The 23,333-nt window shown below is 62.4% G+C and carries 21 protein-coding genes; 13 read left to right on the top strand and 8 right to left on the bottom strand.

The features are described 5' to 3' along the window. Positions 1-184 precede the first annotated feature (184 nt). Together GKZ68_RS19950 and GKZ68_RS19955 are read left to right on the top strand one after the other, a co-directional pair. Positions 185-631 (top strand): Hsp20/alpha crystallin family protein, encoded by a 447-nt coding sequence (locus GKZ68_RS19950; RefSeq protein WP_173117912.1) that lies wholly within the window; start codon positions 185-187, stop codon positions 629-631. Positions 632-886: 255 nt separating this feature from the next. Then, a complete protein-coding gene (locus tag GKZ68_RS19955) occupies positions 887-2,371 on the top strand; it encodes a trypsin-like peptidase domain-containing protein (RefSeq protein ID WP_367949183.1) in 1,485 nt (494 codons plus the stop codon). 78 nt (positions 2,372-2,449) lie between these two features. Here GKZ68_RS19955 and GKZ68_RS19960 read toward each other — a convergent pair whose 3' ends face one another. Next, entirely contained in the window at positions 2,450-4,159 is a 1,710-nt protein-coding gene (locus GKZ68_RS19960; protein ID WP_173117914.1) for a T9SS type A sorting domain-containing protein, read from the bottom strand. Positions 4,160-4,342: 183 nt separating this feature from the next. Here GKZ68_RS19960 and GKZ68_RS19965 point away from each other — a divergent pair, with 183 nt between their 5' ends. The 3 genes from GKZ68_RS19965 (at position 4,343) to GKZ68_RS19975 (ending at position 7,693) form a co-directional block, all read left to right on the top strand. Beyond that, positions 4,343-4,762 (top strand): hypothetical protein, encoded by a 420-nt coding sequence (locus tag GKZ68_RS19965; protein ID WP_173117916.1) that lies wholly within the window; start codon positions 4,343-4,345, stop codon positions 4,760-4,762. Between the two features lie 117 nt (positions 4,763-4,879). Then, entirely contained in the window at positions 4,880-6,409 is a 1,530-nt protein-coding gene (locus tag GKZ68_RS19970; RefSeq protein WP_254244303.1) for an aldehyde dehydrogenase family protein, read from the top strand. 114 nt (positions 6,410-6,523) lie between these two features. Beyond that, the gene (locus tag GKZ68_RS19975) at positions 6,524-7,693 is read left to right on the top strand and encodes a hypothetical protein (protein ID WP_173117920.1); all 1,170 of its coding nucleotides are present in this window, start codon (positions 6,524-6,526) and stop codon (positions 7,691-7,693) included. Between the two features lie 202 nt (positions 7,694-7,895). Here GKZ68_RS19975 and GKZ68_RS19980 read toward each other — a convergent pair whose 3' ends face one another. The 6 genes from GKZ68_RS19980 to GKZ68_RS20005 all read right to left on the bottom strand — a co-directional run bounded on the left by GKZ68_RS19980 (position 7,896) and on the right by GKZ68_RS20005 (position 12,475). Further along, positions 7,896-8,435 (bottom strand): hypothetical protein, encoded by a 540-nt coding sequence (locus GKZ68_RS19980; protein ID WP_173117922.1) that lies wholly within the window; start codon positions 8,433-8,435, stop codon positions 7,896-7,898. Positions 8,436-8,482: 47 nt separating this feature from the next. After that, positions 8,483-9,217 carry a glycosyltransferase family 2 protein gene (locus GKZ68_RS19985; RefSeq protein WP_173117924.1) on the bottom strand — a complete coding sequence of 245 codons (735 nt, stop codon included), beginning with the start codon at positions 9,215-9,217 and terminating at the stop codon, positions 8,483-8,485. Continuing rightward, positions 9,214-10,284: an NAD-dependent epimerase/dehydratase family protein gene (locus GKZ68_RS19990; RefSeq protein WP_173117926.1), complete on the bottom strand. Its 1,071-nt coding sequence runs from the start codon at positions 10,282-10,284 to the stop codon at positions 9,214-9,216. Before GKZ68_RS19990 ends, GKZ68_RS19985 begins: the two co-directional genes overlap by 4 nt. Before the next feature lie 101 nt (positions 10,285-10,385). Further along, positions 10,386-11,456, bottom strand: coding sequence for an NAD-dependent epimerase/dehydratase family protein (locus GKZ68_RS19995; protein WP_173117928.1), 1,071 nt, complete (start codon positions 11,454-11,456; stop codon positions 10,386-10,388). A gap of 152 nt (positions 11,457-11,608) precedes the next feature. Next, positions 11,609-12,226: a DUF4252 domain-containing protein gene (locus tag GKZ68_RS20000; RefSeq protein WP_173117930.1), complete on the bottom strand. Its 618-nt coding sequence runs from the start codon at positions 12,224-12,226 to the stop codon at positions 11,609-11,611. A 12-nt stretch (positions 12,227-12,238) separates the two neighbouring features. Further along, complete coding sequence (locus tag GKZ68_RS20005) at positions 12,239-12,475, bottom strand: hypothetical protein (protein WP_173117932.1); 237 nt, start codon at positions 12,473-12,475, stop codon at positions 12,239-12,241. 135 nt (positions 12,476-12,610) lie between these two features. On the opposite strand from GKZ68_RS20005, the gene GKZ68_RS20010 reads away from it, so the two are divergent. The 8 genes from GKZ68_RS20010 to prfB all read left to right on the top strand — a co-directional run bounded on the left by GKZ68_RS20010 (position 12,611) and on the right by prfB (position 21,652). Beyond that, positions 12,611-13,204, top strand: coding sequence for an NUDIX hydrolase (locus GKZ68_RS20010; RefSeq protein WP_173118577.1), 594 nt, complete (start codon positions 12,611-12,613; stop codon positions 13,202-13,204). A gap of 562 nt (positions 13,205-13,766) precedes the next feature. Continuing rightward, positions 13,767-14,543 carry a 1-acyl-sn-glycerol-3-phosphate acyltransferase gene (locus tag GKZ68_RS20015; protein ID WP_173117933.1) on the top strand — a complete coding sequence of 259 codons (777 nt, stop codon included), beginning with the start codon at positions 13,767-13,769 and terminating at the stop codon, positions 14,541-14,543. Between the two features lie 66 nt (positions 14,544-14,609). Then, positions 14,610-14,897, top strand: coding sequence for an Asp-tRNA(Asn)/Glu-tRNA(Gln) amidotransferase subunit GatC (gene gatC, locus GKZ68_RS20020; protein WP_173117934.1), 288 nt, complete (start codon positions 14,610-14,612; stop codon positions 14,895-14,897). Positions 14,898-15,061: 164 nt separating this feature from the next. Beyond that, positions 15,062-17,848, top strand: a complete 2,787-nt coding sequence (locus GKZ68_RS20025; RefSeq protein WP_173117935.1) for a hypothetical protein — start codon at positions 15,062-15,064, stop codon at positions 17,846-17,848. Positions 17,849-17,865: 17 nt separating this feature from the next. Beyond that, entirely contained in the window at positions 17,866-18,606 is a 741-nt protein-coding gene (locus tag GKZ68_RS20030) for an ABC transporter ATP-binding protein (RefSeq protein WP_173117936.1), read from the top strand. 101 nt (positions 18,607-18,707) lie between these two features. Continuing rightward, on the top strand, positions 18,708-19,259 hold the full coding sequence (locus GKZ68_RS20035; protein WP_173117937.1) for a cob(I)yrinic acid a,c-diamide adenosyltransferase: 552 nt from the start codon (positions 18,708-18,710) through the stop codon (positions 19,257-19,259). Positions 19,260-19,398: 139 nt separating this feature from the next. Further along, positions 19,399-20,463: a branched-chain amino acid aminotransferase gene (locus GKZ68_RS20040; protein WP_173117938.1), complete on the top strand. Its 1,065-nt coding sequence runs from the start codon at positions 19,399-19,401 to the stop codon at positions 20,461-20,463. A gap of 111 nt (positions 20,464-20,574) precedes the next feature. After that, positions 20,575-21,652 (top strand): peptide chain release factor 2 gene (prfB, locus tag GKZ68_RS20045; protein WP_217275281.1). Its coding sequence is split into 2 segments (ribosomal slippage): positions 20,575-20,634 and positions 20,636-21,652, totalling 1,077 coding nucleotides; the frame shifts between segments, so codons are not numbered across the junction. A gap of 89 nt (positions 21,653-21,741) precedes the next feature. Here prfB and GKZ68_RS20050 read toward each other — a convergent pair. Beyond that, the gene (locus GKZ68_RS20050; protein ID WP_173117939.1) at positions 21,742-23,328 is read right to left on the bottom strand and encodes a SusD/RagB family nutrient-binding outer membrane lipoprotein; all 1,587 of its coding nucleotides are present in this window, start codon (positions 23,326-23,328) and stop codon (positions 21,742-21,744) included. Between the last annotated feature and the right edge of the window lie 5 nt (positions 23,329-23,333).

Below are 23,333 nucleotides of genomic sequence, written 5' to 3' on the forward strand. Positions count from 1 at the left end.
TGCATAAACTGCCCTCAATAGTCTGAAAAGGCAGTTTATGCCGCTGATTACGCCCCGGAAAACGTGAGCTTGCGTGATAAAGAGACATTTTGTCGCAATTCCTGATGCGGCATAAAATTTAAGGAAGAGCGGTAGCGCTGTCCGCTTGGCAGCTGGCTACTAACCTTAACATCTTCCTTTTACCATGTCTACTTTATTGTATAACGCCCGCCCGACCGTTGCCCCCACCCGGGCCTTCAACTCCATGCTGAGCGAGCTGCTGCGCGATGCTCAGCCGGCTACGCCCCAGCCCTCGACTTCCTTCGTGCCCGCCGCCGATATTTTCGAAACAACCCAGGGCTTTGAACTGCACCTGGCCTTACCGGGTGTGGCCAAAGACGCCGTAAGCATCGACTTCCAGGACAATCAGCTGGTGGTAGCCGGCAGCCGCCCGGTCCCGGCCACCGAGGGCGAAGATGCCCCCAAGCTGCGCCGCGTCGAAACCCGCTTCGGCGATTTCCGCCGCAGCTTCCGCCTGCCCGAAACGGTGAACGTGAAGGCCATCACGGCCGAAATGGCCGATGGCCTGCTGCGCGTGACGCTGCCCTTCGACACCGAGAAAGTGACCAAGCAGCACATCGAAGTGCGCTAAGCCACCGGCCAGAAAGGCACCCTAGCTGGGTGCCTTTTTTGGTTCAGCGTTTGTTTAGCATAAAGCAGCACGCAACCCTTGTGTATTAGCCGCGCTCTTTTTTGCGTTGAAGCTGCCAGAAATTAAACTCTTTGTTATTTTCGCGGGTACTTGATTAGGAGCCGCCCGCTTTGCCAGGCTCCGCTAGCTGTTACTTTCTTTTCTTCCTTCTTTAACTCAACCCCAATGCAAGCTAAACAACTAATGCTCGGCCTCTTGACTTCTGCCGTACTCGGTGGGGGTGTGGCCGTGGGGGGATATAAGCTGCTGGAATCCGAGCCGGGCAACGTGGCTCAAACAACGGTGGCTTCCGACCCCCAGGTGCGGTATACGTCGGCCATGCGTAGCAGCGCCTACGCTGCGCCCGAAGGCCTGAACTTCGTGGCCGCTGCGGCCGCTACCACGCCCGCCGTGGTGCACGTAATGACCGAATACAAGGCCGAGCCGGCTAGCCAGCAAAGCCGCATGATGCAGATGGACCCCTTTCTGCGTCAGTTCTTCGGCGACCAGTTTGAGGGCCGGCAGCGCGAGCCGCAGGGCGGGGGCGAAGGCTCCGGCTCGGGCGTGATTATCGCCGCCAACGGCTACATCGTGACCAACAACCACGTAATCGACAAGGCTTCTAAAATCACGGTCGTGCTTGACGACAAGCGTAAGTTTGATGCCGAGCTGGTGGGTGCCGACCCCAGCACCGACCTGGCCGTGCTTAAGGTAAAGGCTGATAACCTGCCCTTTATCAAATACGGCAACTCCGACGACGTGAAGGTGGGGCAGTGGGTGCTTGCCGTGGGCAACCCATTCAACCTGAACTCGACCGTGACGGCCGGTATCATCTCGGCCAAAGGCCGCAGCATCGGTATCCTGGCCCGCGAGCAGAACGGCATGGGCGTGGAGTCGTACATCCAGACCGACGCCGTGGTAAACCCCGGCAACTCGGGCGGCGCGCTGGTAAACACCAACGGCGACCTCATCGGCATCAACTCGGCCATCTCGTCGCACACCGGCTCGTTTGAAGGCTACGCCTTTGCCGTGCCCAGCTCCATTGTGAGCAAGGTGGTGGACGACCTTCTGAAATACAAGGTGGTGCAGCGCGCCCTGCTGGGGGTGCACATCCAGGAAGTAGACGCTCGCCTGGCTTCGGAGAAGAAGCTCAACACCCTGAATGGCGTGTACGTGCAGGGGCTGAATGAAAAGAGCTCGGCCGCTGCGGCTGGCTTGAAAACCGGCGATATTATCACCGACATCAACGGCGTGCCGGTAAATACGGCTGCGCAGTTGCAAGAGCAGGTGTCGCGCTTCCGCCCCGGCGATAAAATCAAAGTGGGCTACCTGCGCGGCAGCAATAAAGAAGTAGCCAACGCGACCCTCTTCAATGCTTCTAATACCACGGCCGTGGTGCACGAGCTGCCCGCCGAAGCTGCTATCAGCTACGAGGGTGCCAAGGTGTCGCCCGTAGCGGCCCGCCTGCAAAACTCGCTCGGCATCGAGGGCGGCGCCCAGATTTCGGGCATTAAAGGCAGCAATTTCAAGGAAACCGGCATGGCCGATGGCTTTATTATCACGCGCATCGATAAGAATGCCGTGCATAAGCCCGCCGACGTACAAGCCTACCTCGACCAAGCCAAGAATAACTCGGGCGCGCTCGTCGAGGGCGTGTATCCCGATGGCCGCAAGGCTTTCTATCCTATCGGCCGCGAATAGTCATCAGTGCTGATTGTCACAAAAAAAGCCCCCGCCAACTACTGGCGGGGGCTTTTTTTGTGGACTGTGGCGGCTCACTTAGTCCACCACGAGGCGTGCGGTGCCCACCTGCGCGCCCGCCTGCACGCGCAGCGCATACACGCCGGGCGCCACGCCCGCCAGGTCGAAGGCCGTGCGCAGGCCCGCCGCTGGCAGCGCGGCGGTGCGCGTGCGCACTACCCGGCCCAGCGCGTCGAGCAAGGTGAGCGAGGCGGTGCTAGCCTCCGCCACGGCCGGCACGGCCACCGTAGTGGTGCCCTGTGCCGGATTGGGGGCTAGCGAAAAGGGCAGGCCCAGTTGCGGGCTAGCCGTAGCTATTTCAAAAGCATCCTGAAACGAAGCCAGAAAGCCCGTGGGCGCCGCCACCGGGCTAGCCAGCGGGTAGCTGTCGAAGCTGACGGGCGGCAGCGCCACGCCGCCCACGTACACGATGGCGGCGGGCGTCACGGCCAGGGCGTTGGCCTGGTCGGTGCCGGTGCCGCCCACGGCCTTGGCCCACTGAAAGGAGCCGCTCGTGTTGAGGTCGAGGATTTTAGTTACAAAAGCATCGTTGAAAGAACCATTGCTGGTGAGCGTAGTCGAGCCAAATGCCGCCGTGCCCGCAAAGCCACCCGCCACGTAGAGGCTGCCCAGGTGCACGGCAATGGCCGTGGGGTAGTCGCTGAGCTGCCCGCCCGCCTGCTGCGCCCAGGTAAAGCTGCCGGTGCTGCCGGCATCGACCAGCTTGGCCACGAAGATGTCGTAGGGCCCGCCAAACGAGCTGACGTTGGTGAGCATGCTGGGGCCAAATGAGAGCGAACCCTGAAACCGACCCGCCAGGTACACATAAGCGCCGCTCACCGCCAGGTCATTGACTACGTGCAGCCCGTTGCCCGGCACCGCCTGCACCCAGCTAAACGAGCTGCCAGCCCCCGCATCGCTGAGCTTGGCCACGAACATATTAAAAGTGCCGCTGGGCGTGATGGCAACGCCACCAAAGTTGGTAGTGCCCCCAAACAACCCCGTGGCGTATACGCTGGGGCCGCTCACGGCCAGCGCGCTGCCAAAGTCGTTGCCGGTGCTGCCCACCGGCTGCGTCCAGGCAAAGCTGCCTCTAGCCCCCGCGTCGGTCAGCTTGCTGATAAATACATCCGAAATCCCCAGGCTGGTAAGCGTAGTCGGGCCGAAGGTGGCCGTATCGGTAAAGTTGCCGATGGTGTAAACGCCGCTTGCCGTGGCCGCCAGGCCATTAATTTGGTCATTGCCGGGGCCGCCCACCGGCTGCGCCCAGGCAAAGCTGCCGCTAGCCCCCGCGTCGAGAATTTTGGCCACGAAGCCATCGCTTTGGCCGGCGCTGATGAGGGTGCGGCTGCCAAAAGCGGCCGCGCCATCGAAGTAGCCGGCCACGTACACGCTGCCGCCGCTTTGGGCCAGGGCGGTGGCCTGGTCGCTGCCCGGCCCGCCGGCCTGCTGCGCCCACACCAAGGTGCTGCCCCGGCTAGCCCACTTGGCCACGAATATGTCTTCCTGGCCGGCGCTGGTGAGGGTGACGCCGCCGAGCGCCACGGTGCCGGTGAAGGTGCCGGCCACGTACACGTTGCCGCTGGCATCGAGGGCAGTAGCTATCACAGTGGCCGAGCTGCCGGCGGCGGTAGGAGCCACGGCCTGGGGGGCTAGCCACTTCGGCACGGGTGCCTGGGCAGCGGCCAGTCGGGGCCAGGCCCCGAGCCACAGCACCACCCAAAGAATTACGAGTAAAGAATTGCGCATGCAGGAAAAAACAAAAGCCAAGTGAAAGGTAAGCCCGTAAATATAGCGGCTTGCCCTAGTGAAAATGCCGGTGCGCCGCACGTGCAGCGCAATAGACCAGACGCATGGCTTTTGGAAAGCGAAACAGGTGCTTCTGCCTCTGAAAACGGTAGCTTTACGCCCTCATTTTTCTCTTGCCGGGCAATGACTCCACTCGCTACTTCCTTTCCCGACGCCTTTACGCTCGACTACCGGCCCGAGCAGCACCTGCTCATTGGCCGGTGGCTGCACCCGGTGTCGCTGGCCGAGATTAAAACGCACTACGCCGCCCTGCTGGAAGCCGCCGTGGCCCACGGCCACTGCCGGCACTGGCTGCTCGATGTGCGCCGCCGCCACATCAACGACGCGGCGGCCATTGCCTGGTTTGCCGACTTCAGCCGCCAGCTGCCGCAGGTGCTGGGGCAGCCCGTGGCACTCGCCTACTTCGCGATGGTAGACCAGCGCGAGGCCACTGCCAATGCCGGCCTGCGCGAAAACATTCGGCAGGGTGCCACCCACGGCAGTCGCTACTGCTACTTCAACCAGGAAAGCGATGCCCTGGCCTGGCTGCTACAGCAGCCCTAGCGGCCCTACCTTTGGCGACTCCCACCGCTTAGTTTTCTCTTGCATATGAAGCAGGCCCTCGAAGAAGCCACCACCCCTGATGTGACCGTGCCGCACCCGCACCAAGACCCCCACGGCATGCGCGACGTGCTGCGCCAGCTCGGCGTGCAGCCCCAAAACCCGGCCTACAGCACCGGCCGCCAGTGGGGCGGGGCGAGCAACCCAAACCGCGTTGTCGTGTCGCCGGCCGACGGCCAGCGTATCGCGGCCGTGGCCCAGGCCACGGTGGCCGACTACCACACCGTGGTAGCCGCCGCCGAAGCCGCGTTTCCGGTGTGGCGGCTGGTGCCCGCGCCCCAGCGCGGCGACGTGGTGCGCCAGATTGGGCTAGCCCTGCGCCACCACAAGGAAGCGCTGGGCAAGCTGGTGAGCTACGAGATGGGCAAAATCTTGCAGGAAGGCCTGGGCGAAGTGCAGGAGATGATTGACATCTGCGACTTTGCGGTGGGCCTCAGCCGGCAGCTGCACGGCTACACCATGCACTCGGAGCGGCCCGCGCACCGCATGTACGAGCAGTACCACCCGCTGGGCATTGTGGGCATCATCTCGGCCTTCAACTTTCCGGTGGCCGTGTGGAGCTGGAACGCCATGCTGGCCGCCGTGTGCGGCGATGTGTGCATCTGGAAGCCCTCGGAGAAAACCCCGCTGGCCGCCGTGGCCGTGCAGCACCTCATCGAGAAAGTGCTGGCCGATAATAACGTGCCCGAAGGCGTGTTCAGCCTCGTGCTGGGCCACGCCGACGTGGGCCAGGCCATGAGCGCCGACGAGCGCGTGCCGCTGGTGTCGGCCACCGGCAGCACCCGCATGGGCCGGGCCGTGGGCGCCGCCGTGGGCCAGCGCCTGGGCCGTGCCCTGCTGGAGCTGGGCGGCAACAACGCCATCATCCTTACCCCGCAGGCCGACCTCGACATGGCCATGCGCGCCATTGTGTTTGGGGCGGTGGGCACGGCAGGGCAGCGCTGCACCACTACGCGCCGCCTCATCATCCACGATTCTATCTACGAAGAAGTTAGCCAGCGCCTGCTGGCCGCCTACGCCAAGCTGCCGGTGGGCCACCCGCTACAAGCTGGCACCCTGGTGGGCCCGCTCATCGACGCCGACGCCGTGACGCTGTTTACCAATGCGCTGGAAGCGGTGCAAAAGGAGGGCGGCACCCTGCTCACCGGCGGCCAGGTGCTGAGCAGCGCCGAGCTGCACGGCGGGCACTACGTGCTGCCCGCCCTGGTAGCGGCCGAAAACCACTACGCCACCGTGCAGGCCGAAACCTTCGCGCCTATCCTCTACCTGCTCAAATACTCGGGCGGCGTGGAAAACGCCGTGGCACTGCAAAACGGCGTGCGGCAAGGCTTGTCCTCGGCCATCTTCACCCTGAATCTGCGCGAGGCCGAGGCCTTCTTGGGCCACGCCGGCTCCGACTGCGGCATTGCCAACGTGAATATTGGCACGAGCGGCGCCGAAATCGGTGGGGCTTTCGGCGGCGAAAAGGAAACCGGCGGCGGCCGCGAGTCGGGCTCCGATGCCTGGCGCGTGTATATGCGCCGCCAGACCAATACCATTAACTACGGCACTGAGCTGCCACTGGCCCAGGGAATCAAGTTCGATATTTAACTCTCCGCCTTCCCAGGCCCAAAACGGCCCGTTACCGGCAGGTAGCGGGCCGTTTTGGTTGCCCTAAGCGAGGTGAACGATGCAGGCCGGGCGGCGGCGGGCCATCTTTGCCCCATGCTACACACGCTATTCGAGGTGGGGTTTGAGTGGCTGGCCCGGCGCACGGCCCACCGGCACTGGCGCTGGTGGCTGGCCGGGCTGTGCCTGCTGGTGGCGGCCACGTTTCAATTCCCGAAAGTCAACCACGCCTACGCCCAGCTTTTTGCGCACACCGAGGTGCTGGATGAAAAGCTGCGTCGCATCAACGAGCAGATAGCGGCACCTTTTACGCCGCGCGCCGACGTAGCTGCGACGCACCTGGCCAAAATGAGCTTTCGGCTGGCCGTGCCCCTGCTGGCGCGGGTACTGCACCTGCCGCTGGCTGCACTGCTAGGCTTGCAGGTGCTGGCGGGCCTGGCTGTATTTTACCGGGTGGCGAGCCTGCTCGCCGCCAGCCTGCGCGACCGCGTGGCCGCGGCGCTGCTCACGCTGGGGCTGGCGCTTACGTACTTCGGCTACGAGTATACCTATGACCTAAGCGGGTACTTCGATGGGCTGGGTTACGCGGCACTCATCCTGGCGCTGGGCGCGCGGCGCTGGCTAGCCATCTGGGGGCTGGTGCTGGCCGGCGGCTTCGTCGATGAGCGGGTGCTGGCGGCCAGTACGTTGCTGGTGTTTTGGTACGGCGCGCGGCAGCACGAGTGGCAGGTGCCGGGCCTGCGGCGCTTCCTGTTTACGCGGCCGGCCACGGCAGTGTACGCGGCGTGGCTAGCCTACGGGGCGCTGCGGCTAGCCCTGATGTGGCACTATGGGCTGCACACGGCGGGCGGGCTGGTGGGCATGTCGGCGCTCTTCCACAGCAGCTGGCACGAGCTGTTGGCGCTGGGCTTCGTCACGGGCTTATCGAGCTATTGGCTGCCGGTGGCGCTGGCGCTGGCGTTGCTGGCCTACCAGCGGCGCTGGCAGCTGCTGATGTTACTACTAGGTAGCTTCGCGCCCATCTTCGCGGGCGCCTTTGCCGTCACCGACATCACGCGCAGCCTGGCGTTTGGCATGCCGGTGGCGCTCATCAGCCTCGACCTGCTGGGGCGGCATACCACCCTGGCCGAGCGGCGCTACCTGGCGCTGGTGGTGGTATTCTTCGCGCTGCTCATCCCGGCGTATTTCACCACCGGCTACCTGCAATACGCCGGCCCGGTGTGGCTGGTGCTGCTGCGGGTGCTGGCCAACCGGTCGTATCAGTGAGTAGCCCTGGCGCGCGGCTACTTGTCGTAGGCCGATGGCGCGGGGGGCTACCCGTGTCTGCTATTTCGCCGGCCACTGGCCGGCGGGCGTAAGGTTGCGCGTGCACTGAATGCCGGCCAGCGGCCGGCGAAATAGCAGACACGGGCAGAGCCTCGCGCCATCGGGGCTAGCTTAACAGCTTGTAGCTAGCCTTAGTACGGGGCTACTTACCGTAGCGCACGTCGCCGTGGCCCTTCAGGATGAGGCCGTTACCGTTAAAAACCACGTAGTAGAGCCGGTAGCGCTCGCCGGGCGTCAGCCCCAGCTTGGCGTAGTCGAAAGCCGTGGCGTAGTAGCCGCTGCCGGCGTAGCCGTGGGGCAGGCGCAGCACCTCCTTGACGTCGCGGCTCACGAGCACGGCCGCGGTCGAAAACGGGCTGGGGCCGCTAGCCCCGTTTTTGCTGACGACGGCCCAGGTGGCCACGGCGGCCGGGTTGGGGTACAGGGTAAGCCGGTCCAGGAAGCTGGTTTGCGGCGCGCCTTCGAGCGAAATGCTGAGCTCCGGAAACAGGGCTTTTTCCTGGGCGGTCCAGGTGGCGTCGGCCGTCCAGTCGGTGGGGTCCTGGGTGCCGTTGGCCATGCCACTGGCATCGCGGTAGGAGATGCCGTCGCCGGCCCCAAAGTCGAGGCCTGGGGCGTCGTCGGTCTTGTGGCAGGCGGCTAGGCTCAGTAGTAATCCAGCAACAAGTAAGGGTTTGCGCATAGCCGAAAACAGAAATTATTCGACCAAGATACGCCCTGGCTAGGCCCTCAATTTGCCTTCTTAAAATCGCCCCGCGAAAAGTATTTCTCAATCAGGCAGTACACCAGAATAAAGAAGTAGCGGCTACCCATCTCCTTGATTTTGAGCTTCGACTCGCCATACTTGCGGTTGGTCCACGAGTTGGGCAGCACGGCGTAGGTGTAGCCGCGCACAATGGCTTTGAGCGGCAGCTCCAGCGTGAGGTTGAAGTGTGGCGAGAGGAAGGGCTTGAGCCCATCCATGGTGCTGCGCCGGTACAGCTTAAAAGCGTTGGTGCAGTCGTTGTAGCGCAGCCGAAACACGGCCCGCACAATGGTGTTGGCCACCCGGTTGAGGGTTTTTTTGTGGGCCGGGTAGTCGACCACGCGCCCGCCCTTTATCCATCGCGAGCCAAATACGCAGTCGTAGCCCTCTTGCAGCTTGTGGTAAAAGCGCACGAGGTCGGCGGGGTCGTCCGAGAGGTCGGCCATCATCACGGCCACGCAGTCACCCTGGTAGCGCTCCAGGCCGTAGCGCACGGCGTAGCCAAAGCCGTTGGGGCCGGGGTTGGTGTAGGTGGTCAGGGTCGGAATTTCCTGGGCCAGCTCGGTGAGGCGGGCCAGGGTGCCGTCCTTCGAGTTGTCGTTGGTAACCACGATTTCGTGGGCTATGCCCTCCTGCACCAGCTTGGCGTGCAGCGTGCGCAGCGTTTCGGCGATGCTTTCTTCCTCGTTGTAGGCCGGAATGACGACGCTGAGCTTCATACCGCTTGGCGCAGCCGCAATTCGTTGAAAATCTGCGTCAACGTGCTCACCAGGTCATATTGGGGCTGCCAGCCAGGGTAGTGGCGCTGAAAGTGGCCCACGTCGCTCACGTACCAGATATGGTCGCCCACCCGGTTTTGGCCGGAGTACGTGTGGTTCATGGGCTTACCCACGATGGTTTCGCACAGCGCAATCGCCTCCTGCATCGAGCAATTGGCAAAGCGCCCGCCGCCCGCATTATACACCTGCCCACCGGGGCGGGGCGCTTGGTAAAAGTGCCAGAACATATTTACCAGGTCATGGGCGTGAATGTTGTCGCGCACCTGCTTGCCCTTGTAGCCAAATACCGTGTAGGGCTGCCCCGTAATGGCGCACTTCATGAGGTAGGAGAGGAAGCCGTGCAGCTGCGCGCCCGCGTGGCGCGGCCCCGTGAGGCAGCCGCCTCGAAACACCGCCGTTTGCAGCCCAAAATAGCGGCCGTACTCCTGCACCAGCACATCGGCAGCCACCTTGGAAGCGCCAAATACCGAGTGCGTGGTGTGGTCGATGCTCATCTGCTCGTCGATACCGTTCTCGAAGTAGGCGTGGCGCGGGTCGATTTCCCAGCGGGTTTCCAGCTCTACCAGCGGAAGCAGGTTGGGGTTGTCGCCGTACACCTTGTTGGTCGAGGTGAAGATGAACACCGCCTCAGGGCAGTGCTGGCGGGTCATTTCCAGTAAGTTGAGCGTGCCGGTGGCGTTGATGCTGAAATCCGTGAACGGCTCGCGGGCGGCCCAGTCGTGGCTAGGCTGCGCGGCCGTGTGCACCACCAGCGCAATGTCGGTGCCATATTCCCGAAAGATGGCCGTGAGGGCCGGCACATCGCGAATATCGGCGGCGTGGTGGCGGTAGTTGGCGTAGTCGGCCTGCAGGCGCTGGCGGTTCCAGTCGGTCGAGGCCGCTTCGCCAAAGAAGTAGCGGCGCATGTCGTTATCGACGCCCACCACCAGGTCAAACTTCTCGCTGAAAAACGCCGCGGCCTCGCTGCCAATCAGGCCGCCAGCCCCGGTAATGAGGGCAACTTTCATAATCTGTACTGGACGATGCGCATTAGCACCGTAGACAAAGATAAAAGAACGTCCTGCTGAGCTTGCCGAAGCACGACGTTCTTACCGCATTCCGCCCGGTGCTAGCCCATGCCCAAAATCGGCTGCAAATCGGCTTCGTGCGTCCGCAGCCAGTCGTATACGTCCTGCACCAGCTGGCGCACCGGGCGGCGCGGCACCCAGCCAGTGGCGGCGCTCACGCGGGCATTGTCGGTGAGGTAGAGGGCAATATCGGCGGGCCGGGTCTCGGCCTCGGCGTGAATGGGCACGTTGTGGCCGGTTATTTCCTGGCACAGAGCCGTAAGCTCCTGCAGCGAGACGCTGCCCGCGCGGCCGCCGCCCACGTTGTAGGTCTGGCCGTTGTGGCTGGCCAGGCTAGCCAGCTGGATTTCCAGTAAGTCGTACAAATCATCGACGTGCAGCACGTCGCGCACCTGCTTGCCGGTGCCCCCAAAGCCGATGTAGCCCAGCCCCTGCCGCCAGAAGTGGCGCGCCACCCACAGCACCACCACGCCCTGGTCGACCTTGCCCATCTGCCAGGGCCCGGCCAGCACCCCGCAGCGGTTGATGATGGTTTTTAAGCCGTAGAAATGGTGGTACTCCTGAATGAGGTATTCCGAGCACAGCTTAGTAGCGCCGTAGAGCGAGCGGTAGCCTTCGAGCGGAAAATTCTCTGCTAGCCCCGCCGGGCTCATGCCGGGCATGGGCTGCTCGGCCGCCACCTCAAAGCGCGTGGCGCTTTCGGTGAGGGCGATGCGCTCAATCTGGTTGATGGGGTACACGCGGCTCGTGGACAAAAACACGAACGCTGCGCCGTGCCGCCGGGCGTAGTTCAGGCAATTGATGGTGCCCAGCAGGTTGGTATTCACCAGGTAGTCGGGGGCCGAAGTGAGGCCGGCCAGCACCGACGGCTCGGCCGAGGCCTCAATAACCACCTCCACGGCGGGCAGGGCGGCAAAATCTTCCTGGTTGCGGATATCGCCGTGCACAAACTCGACGCCCGCCTGGCGCAGGCGCGGCAGGTTCAGCTCCGAGCCGCGGCGCTTGAGGTTGTCGAGGGCAATGACGCGGGCCGCGGGGTGCGCCGCCTTGAAGCGCAGCGCCAGCGTGGCCCCCACAAATCCGGCCCCGCCCGTAATCAAAAAAGAAGTCAAGTAAGCTAGCCGCTAAATGAAAGAAGCTGCAAAGTTGCACCGGCCAGCCGGGAGTTGACGGCCCCGGCCAGCCGGGCAAAAAAAGAACGTCGGGCCGAGCCAAGCTCAGCCCGACGTTCCGTACAAGTTGGCTTTACGCTGCAAGCGGAAGGCTAGCGGCCAGTAGTTTGCTGCACTGCCTCGGGCAGTACTTTGCTCAGGGCCTCGGCCTGGGCGCGGGTGAAATTGCCCTGCACCTGCACCAGTACAAACGAGCCGAGCGCATCGGGCATCGAGCCAGTGGCCACTAGCTCGCTCACCTGGTCGCCGCTGGCTTTCACTACGTAATGATAATCAGTGGCGCCAGCGCTCGAAGTCACGAGCGAGGTGTAGCGCTCGGCTTGCAGCAAGCCATTTACTTCGTTGTTCAGGCCGTCATTCACGAGGTTGCGGGCGCTACCGCTGGTGGGTGTGAAGGTCATCACCCGCGCCGTGCGAATGCTGGTAATGGCGTTGGTCAGGTCGTTGCCGCCCAGCAGCTTACCTACGCGCACCAGGGCCATCCGCTGCAATAAGTCGGCCGACCACTCGGTGGTGCGGAAGCCCGAGCGGTCGCGGTACTTGGCAAAAAAAGCGGCTACCGTGCGGGCCGGCGTGCCGGGGCCGCCCCGGCTGGCCTGGCAGCCACCCAGCAACAGCAGGGCCAGCAGCAGCGCAATCAATTGCAGAACCAGGCGGCTGCCGAGCGGCCGGTGGTGCGGCGGGGCAGGGTTACAATCTATAAAGTGCATGAAAATGAGAGCCTAGCTGTGCACCCCGGCCGAGTCGCCCTTGGGCAGGTCGTCGGTTTCGCCGCGGCGCTGGCCCTGGCTGTCGCGGGGGCCTTCGGCCTGGGTTATTTCGTCGTCCTCGTCGGTCGAGATGTATTCGTTGGTGGTGGGGCCGAGGCCACCGGTTTTGGCAGCCAGGTCGGCTTCAGCCTGGGCAAATTTGAGGTTGAGCAGCGAGTCGTCGGCGGGCTTTTGGGTTTTATCAGCCATAAAAAGCAAGCCGGGCGGCTGGATGGTAAGCGGCCGCCAGGCCAGGGATAGTACGCGGCGGCCTGGTGCGGGGTTGGGGGGGTGGTGGCGGGCCAGGGGCTATTTTTGCCCCAAATCACTTTCACTACTGCCGCTATGCCCTACGAACATCCGCACCACGACCTCGATGAAAACCACAATCCCTGGCAGACGCTGGGCTCGGAAATAAAGTACCAGAATCCCTGGATTCGGGTGCGCCAGGATGAGATAATCAACCCCGGCGGCAGCCCCGGCATCTACGGCGTGGTGTCGATGAAAAATAAGGCCATCGGCATCGTTCCCCTTGATAGGGAAGGCAATACCTGGCTGGTGGGCCAGTACCGCTACACGCTTAATGAATACACCTGGGAGATTCCGATGGGCGGCGGCCCCGTGGAACTCGACGTGCTGGAATCGGCCCAGCGCGAGCTGCGCGAGGAAACCGGCCTGCTCGCCGCCCGCTGGACGCGCATTGCCCGCCTGCACACCTCCAACTCCGTCACCGACGAGGAGGGCTTCGTATTTCTGGCCGAAGACCTGACCCAGGGCGAGTGGGAGCCCGAAGAAACCGAAGACCTGCGCCTCTGGAAGCTGCCGCTAGCCCAGGCCGTGGCCCTGTGCATGAGCGACCGCATCACCGATGCCATCAGCGTGGCGGGTTTGCTCAAGGCCGAGAAGGTATTAGAGATGAGAGTGAACAGTGAACAGTGAAAGTTTTCCTCTAAGTGCTCGCTACTCACTGCTCACTATTTCCAGGTCAGGTCTACCGAGTCGCGCAGGGTGGCGGGGGTGGCCGTCGCGGCGCCCAGAAAGGTGCCATCGAGCCCTGCCGTGGTGCCCCGGCCGGCTTGCAGCACCAGCACAGTAGCGCCAAGGAGCGGCTCGCCGGTCTTGGCATCGAGGGCCGTGCCCCGCAGGGTAGCCGGGCCCGGGCCGGTGGCCCTAGCAGCGCAAAATGCACGGAGAAACCAACGGCCCGACCACCGCGCCGGCCCAAGGAAAAACGAGTTGCGTAGCGGAGTGTAACAAGTAGGCGAAGCTCAAAAAGGCTCAAAAGTAGCAGTCGTTCTAGCCCCGAGTACTGGTTTAAAATCAAGTTTATTGATTAATAATCAACACTTTGCATTAATAGCGTTTCTTGTCTATTTACTAACGCTGGCTACTTGCGTACATCACATGCCGGGGCTTTTTTCGCCCGCTGGCTAGCCTGGCTTTGGCCGGAATTACCGCCGCCGGGCCGGGCTAGCCCGCCCGCCCACGTAATTTTGTCTTTATGCCTGCTTTCCTGCGCACCCTCGGCCACCGGCTCTACACCACGTGGGCCACGTTCTGGTTTGTGCTGCCGTTTTTCGTCACCTACCCACTTCAGCTGCTACTGGTGCGCCGCCCCGAGTGGCGCCGCCACCTGCACGCCATCAACCGCAACTGGGCCAAGCTCTCCATCTTTATGTGGGGCGTGCCGCTCACCATCGTGCGCGAAAGCACCAAGCCGGTGCCCCAGCCCTGCATCTACGTGGCCAACCACGGCTCATATATCGACATTCTGTTGCTGTTCTACACCATTCCGGGCTTTCTCAACATGATGGGTAAGGATGCGCTGGTGAAGTTTCCACTCTGGGGGCCGATTTTTGGCAAGACGTATATTCCCGTCAACCGCCGCAGTGTGGTGAGCCGGGGCCGTGCCTTTGCCCTGGCCAAGCAGGGCCTTAAGGAGGGCCGCCCGCTGGCGCTCTTTCCCGAGGGCACCATCGGCCCCAAGCCTGGCGAGGAGCTACAGCCCTTCCAGGATGGCGCGTTTCAGCTGGCCATCAGCCTGGGCGTGCCGCTGGTACCGGTAAGTATGCCTCTCAACCACAAGTTTATGCCCTCGGTGGATGGCCTGCGGGTGCGCCACGCGCCGCTGCGCATCGTATTCCACGAAGCCATCGACACCAAGGGCCTCACCGAGGCCGACGTGCCCGCCCTCAAGGCCACCGTAATGGCCCAGATTGCCGACGACTTCGTGCCCGAAGGCAAGGGCATTCCGGAGGCGAGCCGCTTTTTTAATTGAATTATCAATGCGGAATGAAGAACTGTGCAATTACCAATGCCTCATTCCAGCTTCTAAATTAAATAAATGAAAACTGACCTCGAAACCATCCGCGGCCTGGCCCACCTGGCCCGCCTCGAATTTGACCCCGCCCGCGAGGGCCAGATGCTCACCGACCTCAACGGCATCCTCGACTGGGTGGCCCAGCTCGAGCAGGTCGATACCGAAGGCGTGGCGCCGCTGGTGCACCTCTCGCACGAAATCAACGTGCTGCGCGACGATGAGGCCCGCAACACCGTGAGCCACCAGGAAGGCCTGCGCAACGCCCCGCGTAAGGACTCGGACTATTTCCGCGTGCCCAAGGTGCTGGACTAGCGCCGGCTAGTGCATCAGCATAAAAACAAAACGTCATGCTGAGTTTGCCGAAGCATCTCGCTCGCACCGCTGGGGTTTAACCTGACGATTCGAGCGAGATGCTTCGGCAAGCTCAGCATGACGTTCTTTAGTACGTGTTTAGTTACCCCAATTACTTCCGCTCCTTGCCCGATTCCTCGATTTTGCGCCGCTTGCCGGGGCTGCCTGCGCTGCTGGCGGGGCTAGCCCTGGTGGGCGCCAGCTATTTCTACTTCACCGGCGAAAGCGCCACGCTGCCCGTGCAGCTGGTGCCGCACTTGGCGCCCGTGCCCCTCACCCTCGATTCGGTGGCGGTGGGCGCGGCGCGGCTGCCGCTGCCCGTGAGCGGCTTCATCACCACGCTCACCCACGACGTGGCCGGGCCCTACACCCAGCCGCTGGCGGCCGGGCTGTGGCTAGGGGTGCTGGCGCTGGCGCTGGCCGGCTGGCTGGCGGTGGTGAGCATGCTCCAGCGGCCGGCCTTTCTGGCGGGCACGGTGCCGGTGGTGTTTTTATTGATGTCGCTCAATGCCGACGGACTAGGCATTTTTGACGATACCAAGCAGTATTTCCTGTACCTGAGCCTGGCGCTGCTGGGCGCCGCCGCGCTGGGCCTGCAAGCCTTCGGCGACCAGGTGCGCAGTGTGTGGCGGGTAGCCATCTTCGGGGTACTGCTGGCCGGGCTGGTGGCGCTGCTGCTGGCCCGCACCAAGCTGCCGCTGGCCGAAACGGCCCTGCACCTGGCTGCCTACGGCACGCCGGCTGGCGCCGGGCTGGTGGCCGCGCTGGTGCTGTGGCTAGGGGTGGAGAATATCCGCGCGCTGCTCTGGTTCAACACCCAGGCCGAGCGGCCCGAGGGGCGGTTTGGCCTGCTGCCGTTCGTGCTGGCCAGCCTGCTCTACCTGGGCGCGCTGGGCTTGTATTACTGGAATGACGGCGTGCTGGCCCTGGGCGGGGGCCTGCATCTCGACCCGCTGGTGCTGCTGCTGCCGGCCGTGCTCGTGGGCGGGCTGGGCCTGCGCGAGCGGGCACCCAGCTACGCAGGCTGGCTGCCCTCCGCGGCGGCCCGGCCGCTGTACTGGCTGCTGGTAGCGGCGGCTTCGGCAGCGCTGGGCTACGCCCTGGCCACGGCCAATGCCCCGCTGCTCACGGCGGCCCGGGCCTTCAGCGGGCGGGCGCTGGGGCTGCTGGGCGCGGCGTTTCTGCTGTACGTGCTGGTCAATTTTGGCTCGCTCATCCGGCAGCGGCTGGCGGTGCACCGGGTGGTATTTGAGCCGCGTCGGCTGCCATTTTATACGGTGTATATCCTGGGGCTAGCGGGCTTGTTCTTGTACGAATTGCGCAACAACTGGCCGCTGCTCGACCTCGTGCAGGCCGGCCAGTACAACCAGCTCGGCGACCTCACCCGCCAGCAGAGCGAAAGCCGGCCCGACGACCTACCGCTCGCCCTGCTGGCCGAGCGCTATTACGCCGAAAGCGGCGACGTGCTCGACCGCTTCAACCGCTCGGCGCAGCTGGGGCGGGCGGCCCTCTACCACTTCCGCGACCAGCGCCAGAACGAGCTCAACGCCCTGCGCCGCGCCCTCAAGCGCCAGCCCGACGCCAAAATCAGCCTCAAGCTCAACGCCCTGCTCACCGGGCCGGCCGACTTTCTCGACGCGCTGGAGGTGCTGCGCCAGGCCCGCCGCACCGCGCCCGGCAGCTTCCCGCTGGCCTCCGATATGGCCCAGCTCTTCACCCGCTCGGCCCTCACCGACTCGGTGGCATTTTACCTCGATAAAGCCGAGCGGCTGCAGCCGAAGAGCTACGTGAGCCGCACCAATCAGCTGGGCTTCCTACTAAGTCAAAACCTCGTGCCGGCCGCTCAAAAGCTGGCCGACAATTCGAAAGCTACGGCTGCCGAGCCGGGCTTGCGGGCCAATAAGGAACTGCTGAAGCTGTTCGGGCCGCCGCTAACGCCCGCTGATAAAAAGGCGTTTATCCGTGTGTCCATCGATTCGCCAGCTCCCGCCGCCGACCTCGATGGGGCTGCTTTCGCGCAGGTTTACCACGCAGCCCTGACAATGACGCGTAATGGCTCGCCGGATGGTTGCCGGCAATGGGCAGGCGGGCTAGCCCGCCTGGCTGAGCGCCCGGCCAACGAGCCCTACTACGAGCAAATTCTCTTCCTGCAAGCGCTGCTGCGCCACGCGGCCGGCCAAGAGCTAGCCGCCCGCCAAACGCTGGCGCCGCTCACAGTAGGCACCACGGCCACGGCCGGCTATTATCAGTACGTGCTGGGAGTATGGCAAGTGCAGCAGCAGCAGTACGCCACGGCGGCCCGCCAGCTAGCCCTCGCCGCCCAGCACGGCGCCACCGAGGCGCGGCTGGCCCAGGCCTGGGCGCTGGCGCTGGCCGGGCAGGCCGATTCGGCCCGGGCGGTGTATCAGCGGCTGGTGGTGGCTAGCCCAGCGCAGCCGGCTATTGCGCAGCTGGGCCAGGCATTACGCTCATCTAATCTGCTGAAAAACAATGCAAAAGTAATACTAGCGGGGGATGGAGAACTAGCCGCCGCCCAGCAGGCGGCGGCCGCCCAGAAACTGCCCGAAGCCACGCGCCACTACCAGGCACTCGTGCAGCAAGCGCCCTTCAACGAGCTGGCGATGCTGGCCGCCGCCCGCTTCTTTGCCAGCCAAAAAAATTACGTCGAAGCCTACGACGCGCTCACTAAGGGACTGGCCGAAAATCCCGATTCGGTGCCGCTGCTGCAAGCCTACGCGCTGGCCGCCGCCGATGCGGGACTGGCCGACCTCGGCCAGTCGGCGCTGGCGCAGCTGCGGGTGCGCCTCAGCCCTGCCGAATACGCTAACTTGCTGGCGCAATTTGCGGCGCGCCGCGCGGCCCGCGCGGCGGCCAATGCGGACTTCGACCAGCCGCCCTTGCCCACGCGCTGATTTTACTTTCTCGCCTTATGTCTGCTGCCGACCCCACGCCCTACGTTATTCAAACCACCGACATCGCCAAGGAGTACGTGATGGGCACCGAGCACATTCACGCCCTGCGCTCGGTGAGCATCGACATCAAGCGCGGCGAATACGTGGCGTTTATGGGGCCGTCGGGCTCGGGCAAGAGCACGCTCATGAACATCGTGGGCTGCCTCGACACCCCTAGCCACGGCCGGTATATTCTCAATGGCCAGGACGTGAGCCGCATGAGCGACAACCAGCTGGCCGAGGTGCGCAACAAGGAAATCGGCTTCGTTTTCCAGACCTTCAATCTGCTGCCGCGCGCTACTTCGCTCGAAAATGTAGCCCTGCCGCTCATCTACGCCGGCCTGGGCAAGCGCGAGCGCACCGAGCGCGCCCTCGAAGCACTGCGCTCGGTGGGCCTGGCCGACCGCGCCGGCCACCGCCCCAATGAGCTGAGCGGCGGCCAGCGCCAGCGCGTAGCCATTGCCCGCGCGCTCGTGAATACTCCGAGCGTGCTGCTGGCTGACGAGCCCACCGGCGCCCTCGACTCGAAAACCAGCTACGAAATAATGGGCCTGTTTGAGGCGCTGTATGCGAGGGGCAACACCATTATTATGGTGACGCACGAGGAAGACATCGCGCACTACGCGCACCGCATCGTGCGCCTGCGCGACGGCCTTATTGAAACCGACGAGGCAAACCACAAGGTGACCCAGCCCGCCGTCAACTCCTTCGCCACCTAACGGAGGCCCTGGGCGCTGCCACCGAACGCAGCGCTCATAAAAGCTTGCCCAGGCAGCGGGCGTATCCGTTCAACCCGTTACATTAGTTTGAATCTGCAGCCATGAAAATCTACACCAAAACCGGCGATAAGGGCCTTACTTCGCTCATTGGCGGCACGCGGGTGCCCAAGTCGAGCCTGCGCATCGACAGCTACGGTACCGTGGATGAGCTGAATTCCTACATCGGCCTGCTGCGCGACCAGGAGGTGAACGCGCCCCGCCGCGAGGTGCTGAAAGAGGTGCAGGACCGTCTCTTCACCATCGGCTCGCACCTGGCCACCGACCCCGACAAGGCCGTGCACCAGCGCATCCCCGACCTGCACGTGGAAGATATTGACCTGCTCGAAACCGAGATGGACCGCATGGACCAGGGGCTAGCTCCGCTGCGCGAGTTCATTTTGCCCGGCGGCCACCCGGCCGTGTCGTTTGGGCACGTGGCGCGCTGCGTGTGCCGCCGCGCCGAGCGCCTGGTCATTCACCTGCGCGAAGAATCACCGGTCGAAGACCTGGTGGTGATGTACCTCAACCGGCTCTCCGACTATCTTTTTGTGCTGAGCCGCGCGATGGCCCACGACCTGGGCGTGACCGAAGTAACCTGGAAGCCGCGCGTGTAAAAGACGTGGGCTAGCCTGCTGCAGTGGCGGCGCTGCAACAATTAGTTGCCCTGCTTGTCCCTATTTTTTAACTTTCCTACGCCGACGCTGCTCGCCTAGCGGGCGCATTTTTTTAGTAATTTAACCCTGCCTACTCCTTATGCTTGACACGCTCGCCATCGACATCCAGCCCACCACCGCGTCCCGCCTCACCGAGCTGGACCCCGCCAACATGGAGTTTGGCAAGCTCTTCGCCGACCACATGCTGAGTGTAGAGTACACGGGCGGGGAGTGGCAGCAGCCGCGCATTGTGCCCTACGGCCCCCTCAGCATTAGCCCCGCCAACTCAGCCATCCACTACGGCCAGGCCATTTTTGAGGGCATGAAAGCCTACCGCCAGGCCGATGGCAGCGTAGGGCTGTTTCGGCCTTCGGCCAACTGGCAGCGCCTCAACGCCTCGGCCGAGCGCATGGCCATGCCCGCCATTCCGGAAGATATTTTCCTGCAAGGGCTGCGCGAGCTGGTGAAGCTTGATGCCGCCTGGGTGCCCAATGTGCCCGGCAGCTCGCTCTACATCCGGCCCTTTATGTTTGCCACCGATGGCGCGCTGGGGGTGCGGCCCTCCGAAACCTACCATTTTGGCATCATCACCTGCCCGGTAGCGGCATTCTTTACCAAGCCGGTGCGCGTGCGCTTCGAGCAGAAGTACGTGCGCGCCGCCGCCGGCGGTGCCGGCTACGCCAAAAACGCGGGTAACTACGGCGCCGCCATGCTGCCCAGCAAGCTAGCCCAGCAGGAGGGTTACCACCAGCTCATCTGGACCGATGCCTCCGAGCACCAGTACGTAGAAGAGTCGGGCGCCATGAACGTAATGTTCGTCATCGACGGCAAAATAATTACGCCGGCGCTGTCTACCTCCATTCTCGATGGTATTACCCGTCGCTCGGTGCTGGAACTGGCCCGCGGCTGGGGCCTGACGGTGGAGGAGCGCCGCGTATCGAGCCGCGAAATCATGGAGGCCCTTACGGCCGGCCGCCTCACCGAGGCCTTTGGCGTGGGCACGGCGGCTACCATCGCGCCCATCGCCACCATCGGGTACGAAGGCCACGACCATGACCTGCCGGCCCTGACGGACGCCGCCTTTGCCCGCAAGGTCGGTGCGGCCCTCGATGCTATCCGCACCGGCCGCGCCGCCGACCCGCACAGCTGGATGGTGGCCGTGTAGCCCACCGCTAGCCTGTTTATTGCTAAAAGGCCGCCCGCTAGCCGGGCGGCCTTTTTTTATGCCGACCTTTGCCCGGCGGGCTACTGTCAGCCCACTTTTTATAAGTTCACCATGACCCAAGACCAGATAAAGGACTTGAAGGGCCGCGCCGAGGCTCTGAGGAGGTATCTTTGACTACGATGCCCGCAAAGCGCAGGTAGTCAAGGCCGAAGCCGAAACCCTGGCCCCCGATTTCTGGGATGACTCCAAGGCCGCCGAAGCCCGGCTCAAGGAAATCAAGAGCATCAAGACCTGGACCGACGACTACGAGGCCGTGCAGCAAGCCGTGGCCGATACCGACGTGCTCTACGACTTTTACCGAGAAGGGGAGGCTAGCGAAGCCGAAGTGCAGGCCGAGTACGACGCCACGCAGGCCAAGGTCGAGGCGCTGGAATTTAAGCGCATGCTCTCGGATGAGGAAGACCAGTTACCGGCCATTATCGACATCAACCCCGGCGCCGGTGGCACCGAAAGCCAGGATTGGGCCGAGATGCTCATGCGCATGTACATCATGTGGGGCGAAAGCAAAGGCTTCACCGTGAAGCAGCTCAGCTACCAGGCTGGCGAGGGCGCGGGCATCAAGTCGGCCTCACTGGAGATTGATGGGCCGTTTGCCTACGGCTACCTCAAGAGTGAAATCGGCGTGCACCGGCTGGTGCGCATCTCGCCCTTCGACAGCAGCGGGCGGCGCCACACGTCGTTTGCTTCCGTCTTCGCCTACCCGGTAGTTGATGATACGATTAATATCGAAATCAACCCGGCCGATATTTCCTGGGATACCTTCCGGGCCGGCGGCGCGGGCGGGCAGAACGTGAACAAGGTAGAAACCGCCGTGCGCCTCACGCACGCCCCTAGCGGCATTATCATCGCCGTGCAGATTGAGCGCTCGCAGCTCATGAACAAGGAGCACGCCCTACGCATGCTTAAGTCGCGCCTCTACCAGCAGGAAATGGACAAGCGCAACCTGGAGCGCGACAAAGTAGAGGCCACCAAGAAGCGCATTGAGTTTGGCTCCCAGATTCGCAACTACGTGCTGCACCCCTACAAGCTCATCAAGGACCTGCGCACTGGCATTGAGCGCACCGACGTGCAAAACGTGCTGGATGGAGACTTGGATGAGTACATCAAAGGCTATTTGATGCAGCGCTAAGCGCTGTTTTTATAAAATCAAAGCGCATTAAAAAAGGGCTGTCCAACTGGACAGCCCTTTTTAATGCGCTTTTCTAATGATGCTAGCAGTTAGTTTGCCCAGAAAATGGGAGTAAACTGATTGACACCCGTAGGAATATTGGCTACGTTAGACGATACCTCACTAATTGGATAGAGCAGGCGCGCAGGCAGCTTATCCGGGCGGGGGGAAGTCGACTCCAGCGAGGCCATAATTTTGGGTTGTCCTGTACGGCGATAATCGTCCCATGCCTCCGTGCTTGCAATCGAGTTCATCGCCAGGTATTTCTGGTAGATAATAACCGATTGCTTGCCTAAGGAGCCGGAAGGCGTCGCCGCGTCGTAATCGACCAGAGGGTTGCCAGCGTTAGTAGAAATATATGTTTTATACTGATTTAGGCCATTGCCTGTCGAAATAGCGCCTGAGGTAGCAGGGCGGTAGAAATAGTTAAAGGAATCCTGAATGCCTTGTAAGTAATCCATTTTAGCTGCCGCGTCACCGCCGGTAAACAGGTTGCGGGTTTCGGCTTCAGCCTTCGAGAAGTCTTGCTCGGCCAGGAGCATCAAGGCAGTAGGAGCGTTATAGCCTTTTAGGATGCCACCACCAAATAGAAAGCGTGACGCTATTATAGGATAAGTGAATAGAGGTGGAGATGTTTCTCCAGCAGTAGTCCCGATATAAGCCGCAATGGTGTCTTTACCAACAATTTTAGACCCAATAGTATAAAGCTGACTAAGACGTGGGTCTTTATTATCGTGATATTGGCTTATGATATAAGAAGTAGGTATTTGGTAGCTACGCTCCGTAGCATTCGAGCCTGAAGGTGTCTTACCGTAGCGGTTGTAAAAAGGATTCTGCTTCCCCGCAGATTGTGAGTAGCCAGGCTGTACCAATACATCGGTCGTGATAAAGCCATCAACCGCAGCCGATTGCTGAAGGGCAGTCATCTGCGTCTGTACATAGGCAGTCAAAGAGGCATCACTGCTCTGCGATTGGCGCAGTAAGACCCGCAGCTTCATGCTGTTGGCAAATTGAATCCACTTGGTCATGTTGCCACCGAAGACAACATCTTCGGCACCAACCGAAGTCGCAGCAGGATTCTTATTGGCGGCCTTTATGTCAGCGATAGCACCGTCCAGTTGGACGATGAAATCCTTATAAATAGTAGCAGCCTTATCGTAGGTAGGTGAAAGGTTGTTCAGGCCCTGTACAGACGTAGAATACGGAATATCACCATATTCATCAACCAACAGTTGATAATTATAGACCTTCATAATCCGGGCAATGGCTGCGTGGTACGGGAAGCCAGTTGTTGCGCCAGTTGACTGAATGAGGTTGTAGTCATTCAGGTTATGATAAGTATTGTCAAATAAGCCGGAGTAATACTGCGTCGTATAGTTATACGTGCGCTCTTCGATGTACCCGTTTACAATACCCGATTTGGCCCAATAATCGGCTGCCCAACTGGCATAGCTATTAAAGCTAGGGTTGTTACCAGTATAGTTAGCCGCCGTAGCGGTCAGGGCCTGCGCCAAGATGGCATCAGGCGTCGCTGCCGTGGGGCTATTGGGATTGGTGTTAATGTCGAGGTACGACTTGCAACTAGTAGCCGCAGCCGTGAGACCCGCTGCTACCAGTACTTTAAAAAATACTTTCATGAATA

The organism is Hymenobacter sp. BRD128, assembly GCF_013256625.1.
Taxonomy (GTDB): Bacteria; Bacteroidota; Bacteroidia; order Cytophagales; family Hymenobacteraceae; genus Hymenobacter.